This is a genomic window from Allosaccharopolyspora coralli, from assembly GCF_009664835.1.
Lineage (GTDB): Bacteria > Actinomycetota > Actinomycetes > Mycobacteriales > Pseudonocardiaceae > Allosaccharopolyspora > Allosaccharopolyspora coralli.
The window spans coordinates 2,936,068-2,957,124 of sequence record NZ_CP045929.1 but is presented as its reverse complement, the minus strand read 5'-3'; the positions used below and the strand labels follow the sequence as shown (position 1 = coordinate 2,957,124).

At 68.8% G+C, this 21,057-nt stretch carries 16 protein-coding genes, 1 tRNA gene and 1 pseudogene; 11 read left to right on the top strand and 7 right to left on the bottom strand.

What is annotated here, in order from left to right:
• Positions 1-198: 198 nt before the first annotated feature.
• Entirely contained in the window at positions 199-513 is a 315-nt protein-coding gene (locus GIY23_RS13945) for a bifunctional 3-phenylpropionate/cinnamic acid dioxygenase ferredoxin subunit (RefSeq protein ID WP_154077061.1), read from the top strand.
• A 17-nt stretch (positions 514-530) separates the two neighbouring features.
• The gene (locus tag GIY23_RS13940) at positions 531-1,718 is read left to right on the top strand and encodes an NAD(P)/FAD-dependent oxidoreductase (RefSeq protein ID WP_154077060.1); all 1,188 of its coding nucleotides are present in this window, start codon (positions 531-533) and stop codon (positions 1,716-1,718) included.
• Positions 1,719-1,778: 60 nt separating this feature from the next.
• Here the strand turns inward: GIY23_RS13940 and GIY23_RS13935 are convergent, their stop codons facing one another.
• Positions 1,779-2,633, bottom strand: a complete 855-nt coding sequence (locus tag GIY23_RS13935) for an SAM-dependent methyltransferase (RefSeq protein ID WP_154077059.1) — start codon at positions 2,631-2,633, stop codon at positions 1,779-1,781.
• 183 nt (positions 2,634-2,816) lie between these two features.
• Positions 2,817-2,911: transfer RNA gene (locus GIY23_RS13930), tRNA-Sec, on the bottom strand.
• A gap of 64 nt (positions 2,912-2,975) precedes the next feature.
• Between GIY23_RS13930 and selD the strand changes: the two are divergent.
• From selD to nrfD, 7 genes and pseudogenes are all read left to right on the top strand, one after another.
• Positions 2,976-4,030: pseudogene (gene selD, locus GIY23_RS13925) on the top strand (selenide, water dikinase SelD).
• Between the two features lie 179 nt (positions 4,031-4,209).
• Positions 4,210-4,542 (top strand): plasmid stabilization protein, encoded by a 333-nt coding sequence (locus GIY23_RS13920; RefSeq protein WP_154077058.1) that lies wholly within the window; start codon positions 4,210-4,212, stop codon positions 4,540-4,542.
• Between the two features lie 109 nt (positions 4,543-4,651).
• The gene (gene selA / locus GIY23_RS13915) at positions 4,652-5,962 is read left to right on the top strand and encodes an L-seryl-tRNA(Sec) selenium transferase (RefSeq protein WP_154077057.1); all 1,311 of its coding nucleotides are present in this window, start codon (positions 4,652-4,654) and stop codon (positions 5,960-5,962) included.
• A complete protein-coding gene (selB, locus tag GIY23_RS13910; protein WP_154077056.1) occupies positions 5,953-7,752 on the top strand; it encodes a selenocysteine-specific translation elongation factor in 1,800 nt (599 codons plus the stop codon). Before selA ends, selB begins: the two co-directional genes overlap by 10 nt.
• Before the next feature lie 42 nt (positions 7,753-7,794).
• Entirely contained in the window at positions 7,795-10,992 is a 3,198-nt protein-coding gene (gene fdh, locus GIY23_RS13905; RefSeq protein WP_154077055.1) for a formate dehydrogenase, read from the top strand.
• Positions 10,989-11,855 (top strand): 4Fe-4S dicluster domain-containing protein, encoded by an 867-nt coding sequence (locus GIY23_RS13900; RefSeq protein WP_154077054.1) that lies wholly within the window; start codon positions 10,989-10,991, stop codon positions 11,853-11,855. The genes fdh and GIY23_RS13900 overlap by 4 nt, the downstream gene beginning before the upstream one ends.
• Positions 11,852-12,799: an NrfD/PsrC family molybdoenzyme membrane anchor subunit gene (gene nrfD / locus GIY23_RS13895; protein ID WP_228717285.1), complete on the top strand. Its 948-nt coding sequence runs from the start codon at positions 11,852-11,854 to the stop codon at positions 12,797-12,799. The genes GIY23_RS13900 and nrfD overlap by 4 nt, the downstream gene beginning before the upstream one ends.
• Positions 12,800-12,881: 82 nt before the next feature.
• On the opposite strand, the gene GIY23_RS13890 is transcribed toward nrfD, so the two are convergent.
• The 5 genes from GIY23_RS13890 to GIY23_RS13870 form a co-directional block, all read right to left on the bottom strand.
• The gene (locus GIY23_RS13890; protein ID WP_154077053.1) at positions 12,882-13,160 is read right to left on the bottom strand and encodes a hypothetical protein; all 279 of its coding nucleotides are present in this window, start codon (positions 13,158-13,160) and stop codon (positions 12,882-12,884) included.
• 314 nt (positions 13,161-13,474) lie between these two features.
• Complete coding sequence (locus GIY23_RS13885) at positions 13,475-13,615, bottom strand: hypothetical protein (protein WP_154077052.1); 141 nt, start codon at positions 13,613-13,615, stop codon at positions 13,475-13,477.
• Positions 13,616-13,856: 241 nt separating this feature from the next.
• Complete coding sequence (locus GIY23_RS13880) at positions 13,857-15,140, bottom strand: mannitol dehydrogenase family protein (protein ID WP_154077051.1); 1,284 nt, start codon at positions 15,138-15,140, stop codon at positions 13,857-13,859.
• Positions 15,140-16,609 (bottom strand): glucuronate isomerase, encoded by a 1,470-nt coding sequence (uxaC, locus tag GIY23_RS13875; RefSeq protein ID WP_154077050.1) that lies wholly within the window; start codon positions 16,607-16,609, stop codon positions 15,140-15,142. The genes GIY23_RS13880 and uxaC overlap by 1 nt, the downstream gene beginning before the upstream one ends.
• A gap of 46 nt (positions 16,610-16,655) precedes the next feature.
• Positions 16,656-17,654 carry a LacI family DNA-binding transcriptional regulator gene (locus GIY23_RS13870; RefSeq protein ID WP_154077049.1) on the bottom strand — a complete coding sequence of 333 codons (999 nt, stop codon included), beginning with the start codon at positions 17,652-17,654 and terminating at the stop codon, positions 16,656-16,658.
• Between the two features lie 184 nt (positions 17,655-17,838).
• On the opposite strand from GIY23_RS13870, the gene uidA reads away from it, so the two are divergent.
• Positions 17,839-19,623, top strand: a complete 1,785-nt coding sequence (gene uidA, locus GIY23_RS13865) for a beta-glucuronidase (protein WP_154077048.1) — start codon at positions 17,839-17,841, stop codon at positions 19,621-19,623.
• 45 nt (positions 19,624-19,668) lie between these two features.
• On the top strand, positions 19,669-21,033 hold the full coding sequence (gene uidB / locus GIY23_RS13860) for a glucuronide transporter (RefSeq protein WP_154077047.1): 1,365 nt from the start codon (positions 19,669-19,671) through the stop codon (positions 21,031-21,033).
• The last annotated feature ends 24 nt before the right edge of the window (positions 21,034-21,057 follow it).

The following is a 21,057-nucleotide window of genomic DNA, read 5'->3' as shown; positions in this document are numbered from 1 at the left end:
GACGATGTGACTCCGGGCTACTGTCGAGTACGGCGACGACGTGTCCGCGTCGAGCCGTTCTTGCGCTCATACGGTGGAAAAGTCCTGATCGGCCAGCGTTGAATCAATCGGCACCGCCTCTTGACGGCCTCTGGGCACTCAGGGATTGTGTTGCGTATAGCGCGCCCCGTTGGGTTATCCGCAACACGAGGAGGGGTCATGTTCGTTGCCTGTCGTACCGAGGAGCTGCCGCCCGGTGAGTCCGTCCGCATCCACGCTGACGTCCCCGTCGCCGTGTTCAACGCCGACGGCGAGTACTACGCGGTGGACGACACCTGCACCCACCAGGACGCCTCGCTCTCCGACGGGTTCCTGGAGGGCTGCTTCGTCGAATGTCCCTTGCACGCGGCTTTTTTCGACCTGCGCACCGGAGTCCCGACGTGCCTGCCCGCGAAGCGGCCGGTCCGCACGCATCCGGTCACGGTCGAGGACGGGCTCGTCTACGTGCACGTCGCCGTGCCGGCTCTCGAATAGGGAGCGGAGGAAGTCGCATGAGGACGATCGCGGTCGTCGGCACGTCGTTGGCGGGATTTTCCACCGCTCAGCAGCTGCGTTCGCAAGGATTCGACGGGCGTCTCGTGATGGTCGGAGCCGAGGTGCATCCACCTTACGATCGGCCTCCGCTGTCGAAGGACTTTCTCGTGGGCGATGCGGACCAACATCAGCTGGCGCTGGGTGAGCAGTCCGACTACGACGACCTGGAGGCCGAGTGGATACTCGGCGACCCCGTCGCACGACTTCGCCCGTCCGACGCGTGTCTCGAGCTGGTCAGCGGCGCTCACGTCCGCACCGACGGGGTGGTGGCCGCGACCGGTGCATCGGTGCGACAACTTCCAGGGGCCTCCGATGTGGAGGGTGTGTACGCCCTGCGCACCCTGCAGGACGCGGTGGGGCTACGCGACGAACTGACGCACGGGAGGCCGCGGGTGGTCGTCGTCGGCGCGGGATTCATCGGCGCCGAGGTCGCCTCGTCGTGCCGGAAGCTGGGACTGGACGTCGCGCTCGTCGAGGCCGCCGAGCTGCCGTTGGCGCGCGCTCTCGGGCAGGAGATGGCCGCGGTCTGCGCACAGCTGCACGGCGAACACGGTGTCGACGTGCGGTTCGGGGTAGGCGTGGACCGACTGTGTACCTCCTTCGGGCGGGTCGTGGGTCTGGATCTGTCCACAGGGGAACACCTGCCCGCCGACGTCGTCGTCACCGGAATCGGGGTCGAACCCAACACGGGGTGGCTCGCCGGTTCCGGCGTGGGCGTTCAGGACGGGGTGCTGTGCGACGCGGGCGGGGTGACCGACCTGCCGAACGTCGTCGGCGTCGGAGACGTGGCGCGCTGCCACCGGCAGGATCTCGGCCGTACGGCACGCATCGAGCACTGGAGCAGTGCGATGAAGCAACCTCGGGTGGCCGTCGGAAACCTGCTCGCCGGGAGCACGGTCGAGCGCCACGACGACCTGCCCTACTTCTGGTCGGATCAATACGGTGTGCGCATCCAGTTCACCGGTTTCGTCCACCCCGAAGACGACGTGCGCATCCTGGAGGGCGCGGTCGACGATCGGTGCTTCCTCGCCCAGTACGAGCGCGACGGGCAACCCGTGGGGTTGCTCGCTTTCAACTCGCCGCGGGGATTCGGACGGGCCCGCCGGCAACTGACCCGGCCGGGGCTGGTCACCGTGGCGTCGTGACCGGCCGAGCAGCGTGAGTCTTTTTGGTTGCTATAGCCACCAAAAAGACTCACGCTACGTTCAGCGCTTGATGCCGACGGCGCCGATCATGAGGTTGCGGACCGGGTCGAGCTGGGTCGGCTGCGGGCCGTCCGGCCACCAGTCGTTGAGATACACCAGCCCGGGTGGCAGCAGGTCGAGTCCGTCGAGATAGGCGGCGATCTCGTCGTGGGTGCGAAACCGGCCCGTGCCCATCGGGCTGTGCAGGAAGGTGGCCTCCAGGCGCGTGGCCAGCGCCGAGAGTTCCGGCTCGGCCTCTCCTGGGTGGAAGAAGTGGCTGAGCACGACGTAGGAGCCGGCCGGCAGCGCGTCGATGTACTCGGCCATGATCGCGGCGGGGTCGTCCTCGTCGGGCAGGTGGTGCAGCGTGCCCACCTGATACAGCGCCAGTGGCCGGTCGAGGTCGAGTGTGGTCCGGACCGTGGGGTCGGACAGCAGCCGCTGAGGCGCGGCGAGGTCGGCTTCGACGAAACGCACGTGATCCTGGTCGTCGAGCAGCGCGCGCCCGTGTGCGGCGCAGACTGCGTCGTTGTCGACATAGACGACACGGGCGTCCACGTTGACGCGCCGAGCGGCGTCGTGGGTGTTCTCGGCCGTGGGCAGGCCGGAGCCGCAGTCGAGGAACTGCTCGATGCCTGCGGTCGCCGCCAGGAATCGGGTGGCGCGAATGAGGAAGGCACGGTTGTCGCGCGCCAGGGCGCCGAGCTCGGGAGCGACCGTCAGCAACTGGTCCCGCACTTCGCGGTCGATGGCGTAGTTGTCCTTGCCGCCGAGCACTGCGTCGTAGCTGCGCGCGATGCTCGGCTCGTTCGTGTCGATCCCGTCGAGCTCGACGGGGGCGCCGGTCCCTTGGGCACTGGATGCCTGCGATGCCATGTGGCGCACCGTAGCGGTCTCGCTGCTCAGTGATCACCCCCGCCGCCGTGATCGGTGGGAGAGCGCTCGTCGCTGAAGGTTCCGTGGCAGCGGAACCGCTGTCCCTCACGAGGAGGACGCTGAGAACCCGCAGGCGTGCCGCTCAGCGGCTTCGCTGACACGACACGAGAGCTAGGAGCCGCGTGGCGGAGGCGGACGGGAATCGAACCCGCCAACGGCAGAACCTGCCGTTCAACGGCTTTGAAGGCCGCGCCGGTCACCAGGCCGGATACGCCTCCTCGCGCACACTGGGCAGCAGCCCATCACAGGATGCGAACCGAGCGCACCTCGGGCGGTTGCTGCATGATGTTGATGATGGGACATCGGCTGACTCAGTACGCCCACGGCGGCGGCTGCGCCTGCAAGATTCCCCCGGGTGAGTTGGAGAGCATGGTCGCCACACTCGCTGTCGGCACGCCCCCCGACGCGCAAGGGGAGCTGCTGGTGGGGCTCGACGCGGGGGACGACGCCGCTGCGGTGCGGATCGGCGACGGCACCGCCGTCGTCGCGACGACCGACTTCTTCACCCCGGTCGTCGACGACCCGTTCGACTGGGGACGGATCGCCGCAGCGAACGCGCTCTCCGACGTGTACGCGATGGGTGCGAGACCGGTGGTGGCGGTGAACCTGCTCGGCTGGCCGCGTGAGGTGCTGCCGTTCGACCTGGCTACCGAGGTGCTGCGCGGCGGGCTCGAGGTGTGCACCACGGCGGGCTGTCACCTCGCCGGCGGCCACAGTGTCGACGACCCGGAGCCGAAGTACGGGCTGGCGGTGACGGGAATCGCCGACCCGGACCGGTTGCTGCGCAACGACGCCGGGCGACCGGGAACACCGTTGTCCTTGACGAAACCGCTCGGCATCGGAGTGCTCAACACAGCCCACAAGGCCACCGGTCGATACTCGGCCGCAGCCGTGGACACCATGACGACGTTGAACGCGGACGCCTCGCGGGCCGCCGTGGCCGCGGGCATCGTCTGCGCCACCGACGTGACGGGCTTCGGGCTACTCGGGCACGCACTCAAGCTGGCCCGCGCGAGCGGGGTGACGGTGGTGATCGACGCCAACGCGGTGCCCTACCTGGACGGCGCCCGCCCGGCCGTACGCGACGGGCAGGTCAGCGGCGGGACCAGACGCAATCTCGACTGGGTTCGGCCGGACGCCGACATGACCGTGGGGGAGGAGGACGCGCTGCTGCTCGCTGATGCGCAGACTTCCGGCGGCCTGCTCGTAGCTGGGGAGATTCCGGGAGCACCGGTCATCGGGGAGCTGCGTGCGCCCGGGGAACACCCACTCGTGGTGCGCTGAGCGTGCCTGGCGAACCGCCGAGCGGATGTGTACGGGCGTGGCGCTTCGGGTAGGACTGAGAGGTCGCGCGAAGAGAGGTTGTGGTCAGGAACGGTGCGCCGACGGTTCTTCCGCCGGCTGTGCAGACCGGCCACCGGAGGGTTCGCAGCCGCGAGCTGAGCTTCGGGCCGACGCAGATCGATTCGCGCACCCGATACGGCCGACGAGACGTACATGCCGGGAGGTGACGACGGTGCCGCAGCCGACGTGGAACCGAAAGCAGGAACGTCAGTACCAGCACATCAAGGAGTCCACCAAGCAGCGTGGCTCCAGCGAGGGGCGCGCCGAGGAGATCGCCGCGCGCACTGTGAACAAGGACCGGGCGCAGCAGGGACAGGCACGGCAGCGTAGTGCGGTCGCCACCGAGGACATCTCACCGCAGCGGCGGGGCGGGATCCGCTCGGGTAACCGGTACGGGCCAGGCGGACGGACGAAACAGCAGCTGTACGAGGACGCCAGGAAGCAGAAGGTCGCGGGTCGCTCCAAGATGAGCAAGGCGGAGCTGGAGAAGGCCGTCGGCCGCTGATCGAGTTCCACAATGGACCGCCCGTCGCAGTTCTCCTCGCGGCGGGCGGGACGACTTGGCAGCATGGGGTCATGACCGCCAGCCTCGACACACCGCGTCGCCGCCGCCCATGACGGAAGACCGGCACCCGACGGGGGACCAGCGCAGGCTCGTGCCGCGCACCGACGACGTGCTCGCACAACCCGACATCCGCGCTGCCGTGCAGCGGCTCGGGCGCGGACTGGTGAAGCAAGCCGTCTCCGACGCGCAGGAGTTGGTCCGTCGCCAGGAGATCGCTCCGGACGGCGTCGTGGCGGCCACGCTCGCGGGCCTGCCACGGTCGGCGAACTCGCTGCGTCCGGTCGTCAACGCCACCGGAGTTCTCGTGCACACGAACCTGGGGCGTGCTCCGTTGTCGGACGCGGCGGTCACCGCGGTCACCGAGGCGGCAGGACACACCGACATCGAATTCGACCTCGCGGAAGGCAGCCGGTCCCCACGGGGACGAGGCGCATTGGACGGGTTGCGCACGGCGTTGCCCGAGGCCGCCGACGTGCACGTGGTCAACAACAACGCCGCGGCGCTGCTCCTGTGCGCGCTCGCGCTCGCTCCCGGGCAGGAGATCGTCGTCAGCCGTGGCGAACTCGTCGAGATCGGCGACGGTTTCCGCATCCCCGACCTGCTCGCCGCCACCGGCGCTCACCTGCACGAGGTGGGGACGACGAACCGGACGACGGTGGAGGACTACCGGGCGGCGATCGGGCCGCGAACCGGCTTCGTGCTCAAGGTACACCCGTCGAACTTCCTGGTCACCGGCTTCACCTCGGCCCCGGCGGTGGCCGAACTCGCCGCCTTGCCCGCGCCGCTGGTGGTCGACATCGGCTCGGGTCTGTTGACGGCGCATTCGGCGCTGCCGGACGAACCTGACGCCGCTTCCTCGCTCCGGGCAGGTGCTGCCGTGGTGACCGCGAGTGCCGACAAGCTGCTCGGGGGACCGCAGGCCGGCCTGCTCGCCGGGGGCGAGTCCTGGATTCACCGGTTGCGCAGGCACCCGGCGGCGCGGGCGCTGCGCGTCGACAAGCTCACGCTGGCAGCCTTGGAGGCGACGGTGCGCGGTCCCATCGCTCGCGTGCCTGCCGCGCTGAACACCTCGCGGGACGAGCTCCGCCGCCGAGTCCTCGCCGTAGTGGACACGCTGGTTACGGCAGGAGTGGAAGCGCACAGCGTGGATTCGATCGCCGCCGTCGGCGGTGGCGGCGCCCCCGGCGTCGAGCTGCCGAGTGCGGCGGTGAGCCTGCCCGCGCGCTACGCCGAGGTGTTGCGGCGCGGTGATCCGCCGGTCGTGGGCCGGGTCGAGGACGGACGTTGCCTGCTGGACCTGCGCAGCGTCGACCCTGACGAGGACCAGCTACTCACAGAGGCGGTCCGGGCATGGACGTGATCGCCACCGCCGGGCACGTCGACCACGGCAAATCCGCGCTCGTGAGGGCCCTCACCGGGATGGAACCGGACCGTTGGACCGAGGAACGCCGCCGTGGCCTCACTCTCGACCTCGGCTTCGCGTGGACGGCGACCGGAGGGCGCACGCTCGCGTTCGTCGACGTCCCGGGCCACGAACGATTCGTGCCGAACATGCTGGCCGGGGTCGGTCCCGCCCCGGCGGTGTTGTTCGTGGTCGCCGCCGACGAGGGGTGGATGCCGCAGTCCGCCGAGCATCTCGCCGCACTACACGCCCACGGTGTGCGGCACGGCCTGCTCGTGGTCACCAAGGCGGACATCGCCGATCCCGCACCGGCGAGGGACGGAGCCCTGGCGGAACTGGCGGGCACGACGCTGGCGGACATGCCGAGCGTGGCGGTCAGCGCCCGCACCGGGCTCGGGCTGGACCGGCTACACGAAGAACTGGAGTCGTTGGCCGCGAGCCTGCCCACACCGGACCTCGACGCCGACGTGCGGTTGTGGGTCGACCGGGTGTTCAGCGTGCGCGGAGCAGGCACGGTCGCCACGGGCACGCTCGCGGGCGGCACGCTCAGGCTCGGGGACGAGCTCGTCGTCTCGCGCACCGGTCACCCGGCGCGAGTGCGCGGGCTGCACGTGCTCGGTGAGTCCGCGGAGCAGGTGGCCGCCACCGCGCGGGTGGCGGTGAACCTGCGCGGGACGGACCGGGCGCAGGTCGAGCGTGGAGACGCGTTACTCACGCCCGAACGCTGGCGCGGTACGCGCGAGTTCGACGTCGCGTTGCATGCCTGCGACCCCGAACGGTTGCACCGGCACCTCGTCCTGCACGTCGGCACCGCTGACGTGCCCGTCCACGTCCGGCCGCTGGGAGCCCACACTGCGCGCCTGTTGCTGGAGGCGTCGCTGCCGTTGCGGGTCTCCGACACGGGGCTGTTGCGCGACCCGGGTGAGCACCGGATCGCGGCGGGGTTTCGCGTCCTCGACGTCGACCCGCCCTCGATCTCCGGCAGAGGGCTCGCGCGCCGCCGCGGAGCGTTGCTCGCCGCGTTGGCGGCTCGTCGTGATCCGGTGACCGCGCTCGCCGAGGATCGGCTCGCGAGGCTGGGGCAGGTGCGCGCCGCCGAGTTCCGGGTGACGGGCCTCCCGGTCCCGGGTAGTGAGGTCGAGGGGTGGCAGGTGGACACCGAGACCTGGATACGTACCGCCGATCGTGCGAGGGCCGTCCTGACCCGGTGGGACGCGGACCACGGACTCGCCGCAGGGATGCCGATCGACGAACTCCGCCGCGAGCTCGACATGCCCTCGCGTGATCTCGCCGCCCGTCTCGCGGAGAACGCCGGATTCACCGTCGTGGATGGCCGGGTCCGGAGTCCGAGCGAGCAGGACGCGTTGCCGCGGGCCGTGGAGGACGCCGTTCGTATCGTGGAGCGCGGGCTCGCCGCGGATCCGTTCCGCGCCCCGGAGGCCGAGGAACTGGCCCGATTCGGGCTCGGTACGAAGGAACTGGCGGCCGCCGTGCGACTCGGCAGGCTCACGCGCGTCGCCGACGGCGTGGTGCTCGGCCCCGGGGCGCTGTCCCGAGCGGCGGAAGTCCTCGCCGGACTCGACGGCGAGTTCAGCGTCAGCGAGGCGAAACGGGCGCTGGACACCACTCGGCGTGTCGCGATCCCGTTGCTGGAACAGCTCGATGCGCAGGGGATCACCGAACGGATCACCGACACCGCTCGACGCTGCCGCGCGCCGAGGGCTGCGGTGGGCGAGGACACGCGGTAGCGTCGAGTCGAATTCCGAACTCGCACCGGGTGAGGGGGCGAGATGGGTCTGCGGCAGTGGATCGAGGGGTGGCCGGTCTACCGGCAGCTCACCGGGTCCGACCCGCTCGGCCGGTCGGCCTCGGCACAGTCCGAGCAGACCCGACAGTGGCACGCGCGCACCGAGGACGCCGACGACGTGGTGCGTTCCGTCTGTCCTTACTGCGCCGTGGGCTGCGGCCAGAAGGTCTACGTGCGCGACGGCGAGGTCACCCAGATCGAAGGGGATCCCGACTCGCCGATCTCCCGCGGCAGGCTCTGTCCGAAGGGTGCGGCGAGCAAGCAGCTCGTCACCAGTCCGACTCGCGTCCGCGAGGTGCTCTACCGGCGTCCCTACGGACGCGACTGGGAGCGGCTGTCGCTGGACGAGGCGATGGAGATGATCGCCGACCGGGTGCTGGACACGCGGAAGCAGACCTGGCAGGAATGCGACGAGAACGGCCGCTGGGTCAACCGCACGCTGGGCATCGCGAGCCTGGGCGGGGCCACCCTGGACAACGAAGAGAACTACCTGATGAAGAAGCTCTACACAGCGCTCGGTGCGGTGCAGGTGGAGAATCAGGCGCGCATTTGACACTCCGCCACGGTTCCCGGTCTGGGGACCTCCTTCGGGCGCGGCGGCGCCACGACCTTCCAGCAGGATCTCGTCAACGCGGACTGCATCGTCATCGAGGGATCCAACATGGCCGAGTGCCATCCCGTCGGGTTCCAGTGGGTGATGGAGGCCAAGGAACGCGGCGCGAAGGTCATCCACGTCGACCCGCGTTTCACGAGGACCAGCGCGCTGGCCGACGTGCACGCTCCGCTGCGGGTGGGGACGGACATCGCCTTCCTCGGAGGCTTGATCAACTACGTTCTGACGCAGGAAAAGGACTTCCGCGAATACGTCCTGGCCTACACGAACGCGGCGGCGATCCTGCGGGAGGACTACGTCGACACGGAGGACCTCGACGGCCTGTTCTCCGGCTTCGACGATCAGGACCGGGAGTACGACGCCGAAACCTGGGCGTACGAAACCGAGGATTCGGAGGATCGTCGACGGTTCCGCACCCGTCAGCGCGCCGGTGGCGCCGACCGGTACGGCAGCGGAGGTGCGCCGCTGCGCGCGAAGCCGCGGATGGACGAGACATTGCAGCACCCGCGGTGCGTGTATCAGGTGTTGCGCCGGCATTTCGCCCGGTACACGCCCGAGGCTGTCGCCGAGATATGCGGTCTCCCGGTGGCGCAGTTCCACGAGATCGCCGAGGCAGTCACCGTCAACTCCGGTCGGGAGCGCACCACCGCGTGGGTGTACTCCGTGGGCTGGACGCACCACACGGTCGGGGCGCAGTACATCCGCACCGCCTCGATCCTGCAGTCCTTGCTCGGCAATATCGGCAGGCCCGGCGGAGGAATCCTGGCCCTGCGCGGACACGCCAGCATCCAGGGTTCGACCGACATCCCGACGTTGTTCAACATCCTGCCCGGCTACGTCCCGATGCCCAACGCCGACGAGGACACCTCGGTGGACGAGTTCGTCGCCGCGGACGAGGACAAAGCCGGGTACTGGGGCAACATGCGCTCCTACGTGGTGAGCCTGCTCAAAGCCTGGTTCGGCGACAACGCCCACGCGGGCAACGACTTCCTGTTCGACCACCTGCCCCGGATCAGCGGCGATCACGGCACTTACACCACCGTGTGCAACCAGATCGAGGGCACGTGCAAGGGCTACTTCCTGGTCGGCGAGAACCCCGCGGTGGGGTCCGCGAACGGCAGGATGCAGCGGTTCGGCATGGCCAACCTCGACTGGCTCGTGGTGCGCGACCTACAACTCATCGAGAGCGCCACGTTCTGGAAGGACGGCCCTGAGATCGAGACCGGGGAGTTGCGCACCGACGAGATCGGCACCGAAGTGTTCTTCCTTCCCGCCGCCTCGCACACCGAGAAGGACGGGAGCTTCACCAACACGCAGCGGTTGGTGCAGTGGCACCACAAGGCCGTGGAACCCTCCGGTGACGCACGCAGCGACCTGTGGTTCTACTACCACCTCGGGCGGATCGTCCAGCAGCGGCTCGCCGACAGCGACGATCCGCGTGACCGGCCGGTGCGGGACCTCGTCTGGGACTATCCGACCGAGGGGCCGACGGCCGAACCGGACGCGGAAGCCGTTCTCGCGGAGATCAACGGAACCGGCCCTGACGGGCCGTTGTCGTCGTACCTCGAACTCGCCGCGGACGGGTCCACGTCGTGCGGCTGCTGGATCTATTGTGGGGTCCGTGGCGGTGGGCACAACCATGCCGCGAACCGCACGCCCGGTTCGGAGCAGAGCTGGGTGGCCCCCGACTGGGCGTGGGCATGGCCCGCCAACCGGCGCATCCTCTACAACCGCGCGTCGGCCGACCCGCAAGGACATCCTTGGAGCGAGCGGAAGCGCTACATCTGGTGGGATGCCGCCAGCGGCCGTTGGACCGGCCCGGACGTTCCGGACTTTCAACGAGACAAGGCGCCCACCTATGATCCGCCTCCGGGTGCGCGCGCTCAGGACGCGATCGCCGGGAACGAACCGTTCATCATGCAGCACGACGGACGTGCCTGGTTGTTCGCCCCCTCGGGGCTGGCCGACGGGCCGTTGCCGACGCACTACGAACCACAGGAGTCCCCTGTGGACAATGCGTTGTACGGGCAGGAGCACAATCCCGTTCGTCAGCGCTACTCTGGTCGCGACAACCAGTACCATCCGACCGACGGCGGCGTGTTTCCTTACGTGTTCACGACGTACCGGCTCACCGAACATCACACCGCGGGCGGGATGAGCCGGACGCTGCCGTACCTCTCGGAACTGCAACCGGAGTTCTTCTGTGAGGTCTCTCCCGAGCTGGCGACCGAACGCGGGCTCGAGCACGGCGGGTGGGCGACGATCGTCTCCTCGCGGACGGCGATCGAGGCGCGGGTACTCGTCACCGAGCGGATCCGGCCGTTGCGCGTGCAGGGTCGTACGATCCATCAGATCGGGCTTCCGTACCACTGGGGAAGCAACGGTCTGTCCACAGGAGATGCGGCGAACGATCTCCTTCCCATCGTGCTCGACCCGAACGTGCACATCCAGGAGTCGAAAGCCGCCACTTGTGACATCCGGCCCGGACGACGGCCACGAGGACCCGCGCTCAGGGACTTCGTCGAGGAGTATCAACGCAGGGCGAGAGAAGGGGGAGACGAGACGTGAGTGGGACCGGCTACGACCACCCGCAGCCGAGAAAGGGCTTCTTCACCGACACCTCGGTCTGCATCGGATGCAAGGCCTGCGAGGTCGCGTGCAAGGAGTGGAACGCGGTTCCCGCGAACGGGCACGAAGAGCTCGACCTGCTCGGGATGTCCTACGACAACACCGCGGACCTCGGGGCGAACAACTGGCGTCACGTGGCGTTCATCGAGCAGACGGTGGCGCCGCGTCCGGAGACCTCCGAAGCGGTGCAGCTGGGGATGCCCACGGTGGGCGCGCCCGCACAGGATGGCGAGGCGGGTGTCCGGTGGTTGATGTCCAGCGACGTCTGCAAACACTGCACGCACGCGGCCTGTCTCGACGTGTGCCCGACCGGCGCGTTGTTCCGCACCGAGTTCGACACGGTCGTCGTTCAGGACGACATCTGTAACGGCTGCGGTTACTGCGTGCCTGCCTGTCCGTACGGTGTCATCGAGAAACGGGAGACCGACGGCGGCGCCTTCAAGTGCACGCTGTGCTACGACCGGCTCGGCGCGGGAATGGAGCCCGCGTGCGCCAAGGCGTGCCCGACCGATTCCATCCAGTACGGGGACTTGGACGAACTTCGGCAACGGGCGTCCGAGCGTGTCGATGCGCTGCACCAGGCCGGGGTCGGCGAGGCGCGGTTGTACGGGCACGATCCGCAGGACGGTGTCGGCGGGGACGGTGCGTTCTTCCTGTTGCTGGACGAACCCGAGGTCTACGGATTCCCTCCGGATCCGGTCGTGACCACCCGGGATTTGCCCGCCATGTGGGCGAGTGCGGGCGCGGTGGCGCTGGGTGTGGCCGCCACGGTCGCGGGTGCGTTCCTCGGAGGACGGCGGTGAGCCCGCGCGCGGAACGGCCGATGGTGGACAAGGCCGAGTTCCGGTCGTACTACGGCAGGCCGATCCTGAAGGAACCCGCATGGGAACAGCCGGACGTGCCGCTGTATCTGTTCCTCGGCGGCGCCGCGGGAGCGGCCGCGAGCATGGCCGCGATGGCCGACCGCACCGGGTATCCGACACTGACCCGAACGGGCCGCATTGTCGCGGCCGGCGGCGCGACGGCCAGCGTCGTCGCACTGATTCACGACCTGGGCAGGCCCACGCGTTTCCTGAACATGCTGCGGGTGTTCAAGCCGACCTCACCGTTGTCGGTCGGGTCGTGGATATTGGCGCCGTTCTCGGGCCTCGCCGCGGCCTCGGCGGCGTCCGACCTGACCGGCCGCCTGCCGGTGGCGGGCACGGTCGCCGGTGGTGCGGCCGGAGTGCTCGGACCCGCGATGTGCACGTACACGGCGGTGTTGCTGGCGGATACCGCGACCCCTGCCTGGCACGAGAGTTACCGTGATCTGCCCGTGTTGTTCGCGGGCAGCGCCGTCGCCAGCGCCGCCGGGGCCGCGTTGTTGGTCGTTCCACCACGAGAACTCCGGCCCGTCGTACGGCTGGGACTGCTCGGCTCGGCGGTCGAACTCGCCGCCGCCTTCCGGTTGGAGCATGCGCCTCGGCTGGTGTCTGAGACGTACCGTACGGGCCGTGCGGGCAAACTCCTCACGGCGTCTCGCGCGTTGACGGCCACGGGCGCAGTGCTCTCGCTCTTCTCGCGGAGGCGCCGTTCCGTGGGGCTCGCCGCAGGGATCGCATTCCTGGCGGGCGGCCTGTGCACGCGGTTCGGCGTGTACGCCGCCGGTGTCGCCTCTGCTCAGGACCCGAAGTACGTCGTCATCCCGCAACGCGAGCGTGCACGGGACAGCCGCGCCCACAGCGCACCCGTGCCTGCCCAGGACTGAGCGGGTACGAGACGGCGACGGCGTGAGCCTTTTTAGTGGCTATAGCAACCAAAAAGGCTCACGCGGGCGAGTTGCACGTGCGTCAGCTGCCCTGATCGGCGGGCCCGGTGTCGCGCATCGTCTCCGGGTCCAGCGGCGGGTTCGGGTTGATGCCGGGTTGCGTCCGTTGTTTCTCCAGTTCCTCGGCGCTCTTGTCGAAGGCGCGCTGTTCGCCGCGTTGCACACCCGGCGTGTGCGCGGTCAACGCGCTTCCTTCGTAGTCCTCCGTCTGGCCTCGGAAGTGCTCCGCAGGTTGCTCGTCTGCGGGGCTGGTCCCCGCGTTGGCACCGAGCGAGGACTCCGGCTCCTTCGGCGGCCGCACCGGGTCGGAACTGCCGCCTGCGCCGGAAAGGTCCTCATCGCCCGCGTGTGGGGGACGTGGCCGATCGGCGCGATCGTCGCGTTCCTTCCGGTCCGGGTACGGCGGCGCCGCTTCCTGTGGCGGAATCTCGCCCCGCTGCTCGATCTGCGGCCCACGGGCCGCCGGGCTGCTTCGCGTCCGGTGCGCGGTTCGTGTCGGTCATCGTCGTCACCTCCTGACGAGTGCCGTACCGAGGGGAGGGACCCCTTGCCTCGGTAGGCATGTCGTCAGGATGCCCGCCTCGTGCGCAGCTCAAACGGGCCGATTCGGCGCGATCAGTCGTAGCCGAGCGTGACAGCCGGTTCTTCGCGCATCTCGTCGTCGCCGACGTCCTCGCCCGCGTCGTCCACGGGCTCCTCGGCGTTGATGCCTTCGTTCTCCGCTTCCGGCGGGTCCGGCGAGTGCGTCGTCGTCACCTCGATCACCTCCGCGATGGGTGTGCACCCGTGAGGTGCCCTGCTGCCGAAGAACACAAACGTCCGCCGCACCATCGTTCCCGCGCAGCGTCAGGACGGTGGTTGATCCCGCTCGCATGACGCGACTGCACACCTCCGGCCGGGATCCTGAGGTCGTCGAATTCGCTTCTGCGAACGGGTGATTCGCGCGCGCGGAGGTGTACCGAAGCGGCGCGCGCGGTACTCCGAGGACCCCAGCTGTTCACCCGGTTTCGAGGTCCGAGCGGCGTTCTTCGACGGCGGTGACCAGTTCACGGTCGTCGGCGAGTTCGGGCGACAGAGCGCCCAGAAGGTGGAGGACCGCCTCATCCGAGTGCGCCAGCGCGGTGAGTTTCTCGGCATCGGGGTCGCGGACGTCTTGGGTGCGCAGGTGAATCACCCATCCGGCCAGTGCTGCGACCGCGCTGGCCGGCATCCTGCCGAGTGCGCGTTCGGCTCGCAACACGGGCAGAATGCGCGCGGGGATTTTCTGCGACCCGTCGGCGGCGATCTGCAGCAGACGGTGCCGGATGCCGCGCGAGGCGAACCGTTCGCGCAGCTTGCCGCGATAGTCGCGGAGCTCGTCGCCCGGCAGCTCGGCATGGCACTCGGCGGTGTCCCACCATGACTCCATCCACGCCTCGAGACGCGGATGGCGGACGGCCTCGTCGATGGTCGTGCAGCCCAATGCGGGACCGGTGTAGGCCAGCAGCGTGTGGGCGCCATTCAGAAACCACAGTTTACGTTGTTCGTAGGCGTCGAGGTCGTCGACGAATCGAGCGCCCGACTGTTCCCACCGGGGTCGCCCTTGGGGGAACCGACCCCGGAGCAGCCACTCACTGAACGGCTCGGTCACCACCGGAACCTGGTCGTGGACGCCGAGCTCACGTGCGACCGTGGCCAGAGCCGCGTCGGTCGTGGCGGGGGTGATCCGGTCGACAACGGTGTCCACAAAGGATACGTGTTCGCTCAGCCACGTACGGAACTCCGGTGTGGCGTCCGAGGCGGCAGCGAGCAGTGCGGCACGGAGGACGCCGCCGTTGCCCGGCAGGTTGTCACAGGGTACGAGCGCGAGGGGTGCGCCACCGGTGCGATGACGTTCCTGTAGCCCGGCGAGGAGCTTGCCGAGCGCGGTCCCGTCGAGCGGAGTGCTCACGTGGTACGCGGCTTCGGTGATGGTGAGCGTGACCAACGCCATCTCCGGAGACGAGAGGTCGGCGAGCCATTGTTCGTGATCTCCGCCGGGGTGTGCGCGACTGATCGAGTCCACGACCTGGACCCGCGGTCCGTCCTCACCGTGGGTCTGCACGGTGTACAGGCCCTCCTGTTCGGTGAGCTGCCGAGGCAGTGTGGTGCTGCGGAACGTGTACGCCGCGATGCCCCACTCCGGATCGACCATCGTGTAGACCGCCTGGTGCGCGCGGTGGAAGGCGCCGAGACCCAAGTGCACGGCGCGTACCGGTGCGGGTGCGGCGCGGTGCGTGGAGGTGCGGTCGAGGCGCGGCATCAGAGGCGGAACGCGGTACGGGGCTGACGGTCGTTGAGGTCGCGGATGACGCGGTGTGCGTCGTCCTCGGTGAGCACGTGCTCGGCGACGAGCCCTGCGAGGTGTGCCGCGTCGACGCGTCGAGCGGTGTCGTGGCGCGCCGGAATGGAGCAGAATCCGCGAGTGTCGTCGATGAATCCCGCGTTTCGGTGGAACCCGGCCGTCTCGGTGACGGCGTCGCGGAAACGGTGCATCGCCCGGGGCGCGTCGAGGAACCACCACGGTGCGCCGAGATACACCGACGGGTAAAAGCCGGCCAACGGTGCCAGCTCGCGCGAGAAGACCGTTTCGTCGAGTGTGAACAACACGGTCCGGAACCGCGGATTCGTGCCGAATCGCTCCAGCATCGGTTGCAGGGCGCGGGTGAACTCCATCTGCAACGGGATGTCGTGCCCGGTGTCGGCGCCGAACCGGCGCAGCGTGTCCGGATGGTGGTTGCGCCTGCTGCCGGGATGCAGCGCCATCACCATTCCGTCCTCACTGGACATTCGGGCCATCTCTCCGAGCAGGTGGCGCGAGAGCAGTCGCGCCTCACCCGTATCGGCCTGTCCGGCACGGACGCGGTCGAACAGGCGAGCCGCCTCGGCGGTGTCCAGGAACTCCATCCCGGCGTCGGGTGCACTGTGGTCGGTCGCGGTGGCTCCGTTGTCCCGGAAGTACTCTCGCCGCGACTCGAGTGCCGCGATGAGACCGTCGTAGTCGCGGGTGTCGATTCCGCTCACCGAGGCGAGTCGGTCCAGGGACTGTGGCCAGTCGGCGCGGGTGGCGTCGAGGTAGGCGTCAGGGCGGAACGTCGGCACGACACGACCGCGCCAGGTGGGGTCGGCGGCCAGGGCGCGGTGGTGCCGGAGGTCGTCCGCTGGGTCGTCGGTTGTCGCCAACACCTCGATCCGGAACGAGTCGTAGAGCGCGCGGGGGCGGAACTCGGGCTTGTTCAGGCGGGCGGCCAGCTCGTCGAACAACTCGTCGGCGGTCTCGGCCGAGGGCTGCACGGTCGCACCGAGCACGTCGTGCAGCTCAGCCTCGATCCATTGCCGCGACGCGGTGCCGAGGAACAAATGCCACCGCTCGCAGAAGTTGCGCCACACCTCGCGTGGTGGAGCGGTCTCGACGCCGTCCCGGTCGGACAGGCCGAGCTGATGCAACGGCACCCCGTCCGCGTGCAGCAGGCGAGTCACGTAGTGGTCGGGGGTGACCAGCAGCGATGCCGGGTCGGTGAACGGTTCGTCGTCGGCGAGCAGGCGGGGATCGATATGGCCGTGCGGGCTGATCAGCGGAAGGTCGCGGACGTCGTCGAACAGGCGACGCGCGACGGCTCGTGTGTCCGGGTTCGGGGGAAGCAGCCTGTCCGGATGCGGCTGGAGAGGCACCCGTCCGCCGTAGCGAGCGGAGAGGTCCGGGCCGGTGCTCGGTGTTGTGCCGCCGTTCATGCCCGCCAGCGTCGCCGCCCTGCTCCGTGCCGACAACCGGTTGCCGTTAGTTGCCGTCCTTCGGCCGGCCGGTGGAGCCGCGCACCACGAGGTGTGCGTCGTAGTGCTGGGAATCCCGTTCGGGGCCGTGCCTGGAGATCTGGGCGTCGAGGGTGTCCACCGCGTCGCTGCCCACGCGTTCGGTCGGCCCGGAGATGGACGTCAGACCGGGCACGGTCAGATCGGCGCCGAAGATGTCGTCGCAGCCGACGAGGCTGAGGTCGTCGGGGACGCTCAGGCCCGCCGACCGCAGTCGTTGCAGCGCGCCGATGGCCATCAGATCGTTGTAGGCGATGGCGGCGGTCGAGCGTGCCAGCATCAACCTGTCGGTGGCTTCCTCGCCGCCACGGCGATTCGGTGTGTACGGGCCGTGGAAGTCGGCCTCGACGCCGAGCGCGTGGGTCTCCGACTGGACGGCCCGCCAGCGGGCGCTGTTGATCCAGGAGTTGCGCGGCCCGGAGAGGTAGGCGATGCGGCGATGACCGAGTGCGGCGAGGTGGCGCACGGCCTTGCGCATCCCTTCCGCCGTGTCGACGACGAGACTCGGCACACCCTCGACGGTGCGGTTGACCATGACCAGCGCGCGGTGGTGGGTCAGCGTGTGGATCACCTCGTCGGACAGGCGTGACGTGGCCAGGATGGCTCCGCTGCTCGTCGCGAGCAGTTGCCGCAGGTTGCTCACCTCGACCTTGGCCGACTCGTCGCTGTCGGCGAGAGCGAGGGTGTAGTTCTTCTCGCCCGCCCGCGCCTGAGCAGCCTTGATCATGGGTGCGTAGTACGGGTTGGAGATGTCGGTGACCACGAGCGTGAGGGTGCGCGTGCGGCCGGGTGCTTCGACGCGCGCCAGCGGTCGCGGTTCGTAGCCGATCTCCTGGGCAGCCGCACGGACCTGCTCCCGGGTGGCTGCGCTGACCCGGGCCGGGTTGGCGAACGTGCGCGACACGGTGGAGGCCGCGACCCCACACAGGTGGGCCACGTCGTAGATCGTCGGGCCGGTTCGGTCCATGTGCGCTCCCGAAGACAACAACTGGCAACTTATTGCCGAACAGAATCGCGTTTTCCTAGCTTGTGTCAATCGCGATGCCGACGTGTGCGGCGTCACATCGGCGCGGGCTCGTCGTCGGACGGTCCCGCTCGGGATCGATCCGTCGACGACGAGGTCAGCAACCGACCCCAGAAGGAGCGCAACCATGCTTCGACCCATCGCCAACGCACAACGCGACCGGTACAGGCTCGACGGCCTGTGGGACTTCACGGTCGACGTCGAGGGCGTCGGGCGTTCCCAGCGGTGGTGGCGCACGCTGCCGGACGCGGTCGAGGTACCGGTGCCTGCCAGCTACAACGACCTGTTCGCCGACCCGGAGATCCGAGATCACGTCGGCGAGGTCTGGTACCAGACGTCGGTGCACGTGCCTGCGCGGTGGAGCGGCGAGCGGATCGTGCTCCGTTTCGACGCCGCGACGCACCGGGCGGTCGTATGGGTCGGTGAGCAGCAAGTCGCCGAGCACGAGGGGGGCTACACGCCGTTCGAAGCCGACGTGACCGACGTCGTGACCCCGGGTGCCGACAACCGCGTCACGGTGGTCGTCGACAACACGTTGAACTGGGCGTCGATCCCGCCCGGCCACGTCGAGGACACCCCGGACGGCAAGCGTCAGCGCTACCACCACGACTTCTTCAACTACGCCGGCCTGCACCGGCCGGTGTGGCTGTACACGACACCGAAGGCCCACGTCGACGATGTCACCGTGGTCACCGGCCTGAACGGCACGACCGGAACCGTGAACTACGAAGTCGAGGCCAGGGGCGCCGAAGGCCTCACGGTGCACGCGGCGCTGCGTGATTCCTCGGGTGCCGAGGTCGCGGCCGGTGACGGAGCTTCGGGAACCCTCGAAATCGTGGACGTGCACCCGTGGCGTCCGGGCGAAGGACATCTCTACGAGCTCGGTGTGGAACTCCGCGACGCCTCCGGGACTTCTGTCGACGCGTACTCGCTCAACGTCGGTGTGCGCACGGTCGCCGTGGACGGCAACCGCTTCCTGATCAACGGCGAGCCGTTCTACTTCACCGGTTTCGGGATGCACGAGGACCACGCCGTGCGCGGCAAGGGACACGACGACGTGTCGATGGTGCACGACTTCGCGTTGCTGGACTGGATCGGCGCGAACTCGCTGCGGACCTCGCACTACCCGTACGCCGAGGAGGTGCTGGACTACGCCGACCGCCACGGGATCGTCGTCATCGACGAGACGGCTGCGGTCGGGCTCAACCTCGGTGTGGCGGGCGGCATCCTGGGTGGGCCGCCGGACCAGCGGACGTTCTCCGAGGACACCATCGGCAACCAGACGCAGCGGAATCACCGGCAGGCGATCCGGGAACTGGTGGCCAGGGACAAGAACCACCCGAGCGTCGTGCTGTGGAGCATCGCGAACGAACCCGAGTCGCACACCGAGGAGTCGCGCAAGTATTTCCAGCCGCTGTTCGAGGAGACTCGTCGACTGGACCCGTCCCGGCCGGTGGGTTTCGTCAACATCATGTTGGCACCGCCGGACAAGTGTGTCCTCACCGAGCTCGCCGACGTGGTGATGCTCAACCGCTACTACGGCTGGTACACGCATCCCGGAGATCTCGCCGCTGCCGAGCGCGGACTCGAAGCGGAACTCCTCGAGTGGGAGCGGCGGTACGGCAAGCCGATCGTCATGACCGAGTACGGCGCGGACACCGTCGCGGGCCTGCACTCGGTCACGCCGCAGCCGTGGTCCGAGGAGTATCAGGTCGAGTTCCTCGAGATGTATCACCGCGTGTTCGACCGCATCGAGTCGGTGGCCGGGGAACAGGTGTGGAACTTCGCCGACTTCGCCACCGGATCCGGTTTCGCCAGGGTCGACGGGAACAAGAAGGGCGTGTTCACCCGGGAACGTCGTCCGAAGGCCGCCGCGTTCTCGCTGCGCCGCCGGTGGCGCAGCGAGAAGTGAGCTCGTCCAGGCCATCGTGTCACCGACTCCGGTTGAGGAATGTTCATGAAGCTCCATCCACGCCAGATCGCCGGGTACGGCGCAGGAGATGCGGCGAACAATCTGGCTTTCTCGATGTCCACGATGTTCCTGCTGCTGTACTACACGGACGTCGCCGGGATTCCGGCCGTGCTCGCGGGAACGATCTTTCTCGTGGTCCGCATCTGGGACGGGGTTACCGACCTGATCGCGGGCGGCCTCGTCGACCGGTCGTCGAGCCGGTGGGGCAAGTTCCGGCCCTGGTTGTTGTTCGCGTCGCTGCCCTTGTTGCTGCTGAGCGTGGCGACGTTCTGGGTGCCGGATTGGGGCCTGGCGGGCAAGCTGATCTACGCCTACGTGACGTATGCGGCGATGTGCACGGCCTACAGTTTCGTGAACATCCCGTACGGATCCCTCGCGGCGGCGATGACCCAGGATCCGGTGGAGCGCACCAAGCTGGCCACCGCTCGGTCGATGGGATACGCCTTGGTGGCCCTGGTTCTGGCGGTCGTGGTCTCGCCGCAGATCGAGAACTCGGCGGACCTGCAATCCTCGTTGACGTGGACCACGTCGGTGTTCGTGGTGGTCGGCTTCGGGCTGTATCTGTTCACGTTCGCCACCGCGAAGGAGACGGTGCACCGTGAGGTGGAGCAGGTCAGCTGGAAGCAATCGGTCGCTTCACTCCGGACGAACCGTCCGCTGATTCTGCTCTGTCTGAGCTCGTTGGTGCTGCTCAGTGCCCTGTTCTCGGTGCAGACGATGGGTGTCTACTACGCCAGGGACGTGCTCGGCAACGCGAACGTCTACATCGCCATCATGCTCGCCAAGACCGGCACCATGTTCCTCGCCGCGCCGTTGGCGCCACGGATCGTGCGCCGGTTCGGGAAGAAGGCCGGATACACCGGCGGCGGTGTCGTGGCGATCATCGGGTTCCTGGGAATCACCGTCGTTCCCGCGTCGATGCTCGCTCTCGCGATCGGCTTCTTCGTGGTAAGCGGTTTCGGTCTCGGCCTGATCTCCACGTTGATGTGGTCGTTCGAAGCGGACACCGTGGAGTACGGGGAATGGCGTACCGGAGTCCGCAGTGAGGGGGCGACTTACGCCGTGTACTCGTTCGTTCGCAAGGTTGGGCAGGCACTCGGCGGGGCGTCGGCGTCGTTCACCATCGGACTGGCCGGATACGTCGGCGGCGCGTCGGTGCAGACCGAGGCGGCCGTGTGGGGTATCCGGCTCGCGTCCGGCCTCGTCCCGGCCCTGCTGACCGTGCTCGCGCTCGCGATCATGGTCGCCTATCCCCTGACCGAGCAGCGATTCGGGGAGATCACCGAGGAGCTGCGGCAGCGGCGGTCCGAGCGAGGGTCCGAGACATCGGCGTCGGTCTCGGAGGCGTGAGGCCCGAGTACTGTCGACGTGCGC